This window comes from Vibrio sp. 10N.222.48.A3 (genome assembly GCF_041475345.1).
GTDB lineage: Bacteria > Pseudomonadota > Gammaproteobacteria > Enterobacterales > Vibrionaceae > Vibrio > Vibrio tasmaniensis_A.
On sequence record NZ_JBFRVX010000962.1, the window covers coordinates 1 to 5,781 of the forward strand.

At 44.4% G+C, this 5,781-nt stretch carries 5 protein-coding genes; all 5 read right to left on the bottom strand.

Going from position 1 to position 5,781, the window contains the following annotated elements; all coding sequences use genetic code 11:
- On the bottom strand, window positions 1–612 hold a 612-nt coding region (locus AB4653_RS22430), incomplete at its 3' end, for an ABC transporter substrate-binding protein (RefSeq protein ID WP_372105376.1).
- A gap of 110 nt (window positions 613–722) precedes the next feature.
- Complete coding sequence (locus tag AB4653_RS22435) at window positions 723–2,168, bottom strand: ATP-binding protein (protein ID WP_009848505.1); 1,446 nt, start codon at window positions 2,166–2,168, stop codon at window positions 723–725.
- Window positions 2,169–2,213: 45 nt separating this feature from the next.
- The gene (locus AB4653_RS22440) at window positions 2,214–2,942 is read right to left on the bottom strand and encodes a response regulator (protein WP_009848506.1); all 729 of its coding nucleotides are present in this window, start codon (window positions 2,940–2,942) and stop codon (window positions 2,214–2,216) included.
- A 157-nt stretch (window positions 2,943–3,099) separates the two neighbouring features.
- Window positions 3,100–4,557, bottom strand: a complete 1,458-nt coding sequence (locus AB4653_RS22445; protein ID WP_009848507.1) for a protein adenylyltransferase SelO — start codon at window positions 4,555–4,557, stop codon at window positions 3,100–3,102.
- Between the two features lie 500 nt (window positions 4,558–5,057).
- Entirely contained in the window at window positions 5,058–5,699 is a 642-nt protein-coding gene (locus AB4653_RS22450; protein WP_009848508.1) for a LysE family translocator, read from the bottom strand.
- Window positions 5,700–5,781 lie beyond the last annotated feature (82 nt).

Consider the following 5,781-nt stretch of genomic DNA (forward strand, 5'->3'; position numbering starts at 1 on the left):
GTAGTCTTCACTGCCTAGTACATCAAGTGCCACGGCTTCGAATACGGTCGCGTCTTGCCAAGGCTGACCACCGTGAGCTAATGGAATGAAGCCAGCCGCTTTAATCTTGTCTGCAGCAACAAAGAACTCATCTAATGTCGTTGGAACTGTCACACCCGATTTTTCTAAAACAACAGGGTTTGCCCAAAGCCAGTTAACACGGTGAACGTTGACAGGAACTGCCACATATTCACCATCCCACTTCATCACTTTAGTCACTACTTCTGGTAGTAGTTCATCCCATTGTTCTTGTTTAGCAGTCGCATCGAGAGACGTTAGAAAACCTAAACCACCCCACTCCTGAATATCATGACCTTTAATCTGCGCTGCAGAAGGTGGATTGCCCGATACTGCTCGCGTTTTCAAAACAGTCATCGCACTTTCACCGCCGCCACCAGCAACTGCGAAGTCTTTCCAAGTATGGCCTTGTTGTTCAATCATCTCTTTCAGTACGGCAGCGGATTTCGCTTCGCCACCGGCAGTCCACCAGTGGAGCACTTCCACTTCACCAGCTTGAGAAAATGTTGAGGCAGCAAGAAGAGATAGAGTAAGTAGGGTTTTATTGATTTTCATTATTATCTTCCATGTTTAGCGGACTCGACGTCCGGTTCATTAAAGAGTCTACTTATTCTGACTGGTAAGATTGAAACAAAAGGTAAGCCCAATGTAACAAGATTGTTACACTACACTTCTAAGCCTGTTGGGATATAGACTTTGACTTCCAAGCCACCTTGAGAGGAGTTGCGAATAATGAGATCTCCACCGTGTCCGTGCAGGATATTTCGGCAGATCCCGAGGCCAAGTCCGTGTCCTTGATCATCCGTTGCTAGCCTAAAATAGGGTTCAAAAACCATCTCTAACTTGTCTTCAGGAATGCCATTCCCACGGTCTTGAATAGTCACGACAACCCAAAGCTCATCACCACTAACTTCCACGACAGCTGATGAACCATACTTAACCGCGTTGTCAATTAAGTTGGTCAGTACACGCTTAATCGCCAGTGGTTTCGCGACCAGTGGCTCAATGACGACCGGCTCAAACTCAACTTTTTTCTGATACTGGTTATGAGATTCAATAACAGAAAGTACCATTTCGTTGAGGTCAATAATGGCATTGTTCTCGTGTAGATCGGTGTCTCTTACTGCTTGCAAAGCACCTTTAACCATCATCTCAAGCTCATCGAGATCTTTATTAAATTTGTCTTTCTTTACTTCACTCTCCAACAACTCTGCACGCAATCTTAGACGTGTTATTGGTGTCTTTAAGTCATGGGAGATCGCAGAAAAAAGGTGCTCTCGGTCGGCAACATAGCGACGAATCCGTTGCTGCATGCGATTAAAGGCTCGGGTTGCGGTGACCAGTTCAGTCGCCCCTTCTTCGTTTAGCGGAGGCTGCTGAATATCCATACTCATCTCATTGGCCGCCCTTGCTAACTTTTTCAGAGGACGCACTTGGCGACGAATCATCAAGTAAGTTAGAACCAGCAGAATAAGCGTTGAAGAAACTAAGAAGATCACCTGCTCTCTGCCAAGAATCGTATCGTCGAGTTTCACATATGGAGCAGGCAACAATGCCGCAATGTATACCCATTCGTGACTGGTCAATTCGATTTGTACAACCAGAATGGGTGGATTCAGCGGTTCTAACGTTAAAGTATGATGTGCCCAAGATCGCGGGAGATCGCTTAAGTAGATGTCGTTTTTAAGCAAGCGAAGGTGTTCAGGTCGAGAAAAATCTACCCGCACTGACGCCACTTTATTGAGTTTGCTACTCAAAACACTTTCTATCGCTTCAATCGAGGCTGTTTTTAAACGGGTATCGGGGATCGGTTCGACAATCAAAGCCTCTTTATTGAAAGAAACGAAGAAGCGCGTACCGCCCATATTCCGTATTTGATCCAGCACGATATGACGATATTTAACGGGTAGAGATTGGAAAAAAGTCACCGTTGAAGCAAACATGTTCGCCATGCTCGACGAGGCAGAACGAATTCCTTCCAGCTCTTTGTGTTTTGATTCGCTATACCATATAGACGTTGCGATGCCTTGAGCAATCACAACGGCTAACAACGTCAACAATAAGGTTCTTGCGACCAAAGAGTTTGGTTTTAATCGACTCAACCAGTTCATAGGAAATACTTCATTGGCAAGGTGTTCATTAACAGCACTTGATTATCAATGTTCATACTGAACCGGCACAGCAAGAATGTAGCCATTACCGCGCATGGTTTTGATGTAGTGAGGATATTTACCACTGTCGCCCAATCGGCTTCTCAGGCGGCTAAGCTGTACGTCAATGCCACGTTCAAAAGGCAGCGCTTCACGGCCTCTGGTAGCGAAAGAGATGGTGTCACGGTCGAGAACTTCGTTAGGACGAGTTAAGAACAACATCAACAAAGAAAAGTCACTGCCCGACAAGTCCATCTCTTCTGAGTTTTCGTTGTGATAGATTCGGTGCGCGAGCGTATCGAGCGTCCAATCACCAAAAATAATCTGCTTTGGCAATGCATCACTTGGCTTGTCGTCCACCACTTGTACACGGCGTAATAGCGCTTTGATTCGAGCCATTAACTGACGAGGACTAAACGGCTTCGCGATGTAATCATCTGCACCAATTTCTAAGCCGATAATCTGATCGGTTTCATCCGATACCGCTGTCAGCATAATGATAGGCACATTGGATTGCTTTCGTACTCGCTGACACAAGGTAAAACCGTCGTCACCGGGGAGCATCACATCGAGCAGAATCAGGTCGGGATAACCTTGGTTTTGCAGGTGGTTTTCTAATTCAACACCGTCTCCCACAGAAGAGACATCGAAACCTGATTTTGTGAGGTACTCTTCCAGCAGCTCGCAGATTTCTTGATCATCATCCACCACGAGAATTCGAGTATTTGTTGGCATCGCCCAAACCTATTAAATTTACAACTTATTCACATAGTGTATAGGCTGGCCGATTATTTGATTATTAACATGTTTGTAAAGTTAGACGAACAAACAGATAAAGATCACATCTTAGTGACCTCTACCTGTACTTAGCGACTCAAAGAATCATAGGAGGTTAAGAGGAACAGCTGATTTCCATTGCTTTGCCCCACTCAGGCGGCAAGGCAGCAAGATGTTCGTAGTCAGGATGTTCCGCATAAGGGTCTGCCAGCACCACCATTAGTGCATCAATATCGCTGCTATCACCGCGCTCAGCTTTATCTATCGCAAGCTGGGCTAGGTAATTTCTGAGGATGTATTTAGGGTTCACCTGTCTCATCTTTTCACAGCGATCTGCCACTGAACTGTCTTCTAATTCGCAGCGTTGCAAGTAGTTATCCACCCATAGCTTTGCGGCCTCGCGGTCGATAACCAAATCAATCACGTCTTGCGGCAGCAATGTATCTAGGTTCGACAACGTTCTAAAGAATCTTGGGTAGTCGACTTTGTTTTGCGACATCAACTCAAACATAGATTCAAACAAACGGCTGTCACCTTCTTGTTTCGAAAGCAGCCCCAACTTACGACGCATCATCTGACTGAAATAGCCATTCATTTGTGGCTCGTACTGTTCTAACGCACCCTCAAGTTCGGCTTTATCCACCAGCGGCGAAAGTGAGTGCGCCAGTGCCGATAGGTTCCACAATCCAATTCTAGGCTGTTGATTGAAAGCATAACGACCTTGGTAATCCGAGTGATTACAGATCAAGCGAGGGTCATATTCATCTAAGAAGGCGAACGGGCCATAATCGAAGGTTTGCCCTATGATCGACATGTTATCGGTGTTCATCACCCCATGAGCAAAACCATTCGCTTGCCACAGCGCGACCATTTCCGCAGTGCGATCAACAACCTGATTAAACATAGCAGCGTAGGGTTTGTCGTCATCGAGGCATTCCGGGAAGTGCCATTCGATGACTTTATCGGCCAATAATTTATGTTCTGCCAACTGATTGGTATAAAACAGATGTTCAAAGTGACCGAAACGGATGTGTGACTCAGCAGCACGCACCAGCAATGCGCCCCACTCTTGCTTCTCTCGATAAACGGGTGTGTCGCTAGTCATCATCGCCAATGCGCGAGTAGTTGGGATATTAAGCCCCGCCATCGCTTCGCTACATAGATACTCACGAACCGTTGATCGAATAACAGCACGACCATCGCCCATACGAGAATAGGGAGTTTTACCCGCACCTTTAAGGTGTAAGTCGAACGTTTCACCACTTTTCGCGACAACTTGAGCTAATAACAGCCCTCTTCCATCACCTAAATCAGGGTTATAAGAGCCAAACTGGTGGCCTGCGTATTTCATTGCTACTGGCGAAAATTGCTCAGGTTCAACATTGCCTGATAACGTCTCAAGCAACTCCTCGGAAGTGCATTCAAATGACGGAAAGCCTAGTTCATTCGCAAGGTTATGGTTCCATGCGAGCCATTGAACATTGCTGAGCGGTGTAGGTTGAATTGGGGTATAGAACAATCGAGGTAATGCAGTAAATCGATTGTTAAATGAAATAGAATCCCAGACAGACATGAGAGATACACTGTAGATAAAAGATAACTTAAGATTATCACAGTTTGATAACAACTTCAGATCAGGTTATGCAGTGAGTCTATTGAGATAAAGGGGGTTAATCAGACAAAGAGATTATTCAGAGAAAAGGTTACTGAGAGGAAGGTTAAGTGGCTAGCCTGATGAGAAAAGCCACATTTACGAGTGTAAGAGTTCTAACTTTGAAGACTTTTTGAAAAGTATATTCATAATAAAACTGAAAATATAGAGCCATGAAGCTGACTACATTAGAGCAAGAATACCCAGAAGAGAAAGGGTAGAGAAAATCCAAGTACGACTGATTACGCCAAAATTACTGTGTTGAATCATTTCTTGATGCTGCATATATCTCTCCTGAGAATGTGATGGTGTAACACCAATATATCGACTTTATGCCGATATCAGCAAGCACATTAATATTAACCTTTTATTACAGCCTGAATAATTTTCTGTAACTATTCAGGCCTTTAATAAATTGAAAATTACGCTCTGCTTGTAGTAGAAAGCAGCGCCCCAGCACCGATAAAGACACCACCAGTCACACGATTAAAAACCTTGGCTCTACCTTTAGCAAACAACCAATTTGATGATTTCGCACCTAGGTAGGCATAAACCAGTAACCAAGACAATTCCATCACAACGAAGGTCAAAGCGAACACCAAAAATTGAGGAAATAGCGCTATCGATGGGTCAATAAACTGAGGAAAAAGTGCGGTAAAAAACAGGATAGCTTTTGGGTTACTCGCACCAACAATAAAGCCACTGACATAATGCTGTGCAGCGCTTTCTTTAACTGGTTGAGAGCCTGCTTGTTGATTCGATAACTTGTCGTAATCTTGCTGACTCGATCGTAACGACTTCCAACCGAGATAAATAAGGTAAGCAGCCCCCGTCCACTTAATGATATTAAACACCACTTCTGACGAAGCAATGATCACCCCTAAACCGGTAAAAGATAACGTAAGGATTCCGGTAATGGCAGTCACGCTACCCAAGGCGGTAAATATCGATAACTTAAAGCCAGATTGCACCCCCTTAGTCATGCACAACAAAGAGCTTGGCCCTGGTGATGCCGTTAAGATCAACACCGCTAGCAAATAATAAATCCATGTATCAAAGGTCATCGCGAATTCTCCTTAACTCACTAAAACGACTAAATATTGAGCACCAATATGTGATAGCTATTCATATTAAGCAACTAAATAT

What these genes read in the sequence shown, in the direction of transcription:
- AB4653_RS22435 (WP_009848505.1), bottom strand. Translation starts at nt 2,168, where the DNA reads ATGAACTGGTTGAGTCGATTAAAACCAAACTCTTTGGTCGCAAGAACC.
- AB4653_RS22440 (WP_009848506.1), bottom strand. Translation starts at nt 2,942, where the DNA reads ATGCCAACAAATACTCGAATTCTCGTGGTGGATGATGATCAAGAAATC.
- AB4653_RS22445 (WP_009848507.1), bottom strand. Translation starts at nt 4,557, where the DNA reads ATGTCTGTCTGGGATTCTATTTCATTTAACAATCGATTTACTGCATTA.
- AB4653_RS22450 (WP_009848508.1), bottom strand. Translation starts at nt 5,699, where the DNA reads ATGACCTTTGATACATGGATTTATTATTTGCTAGCGGTGTTGATCTTA.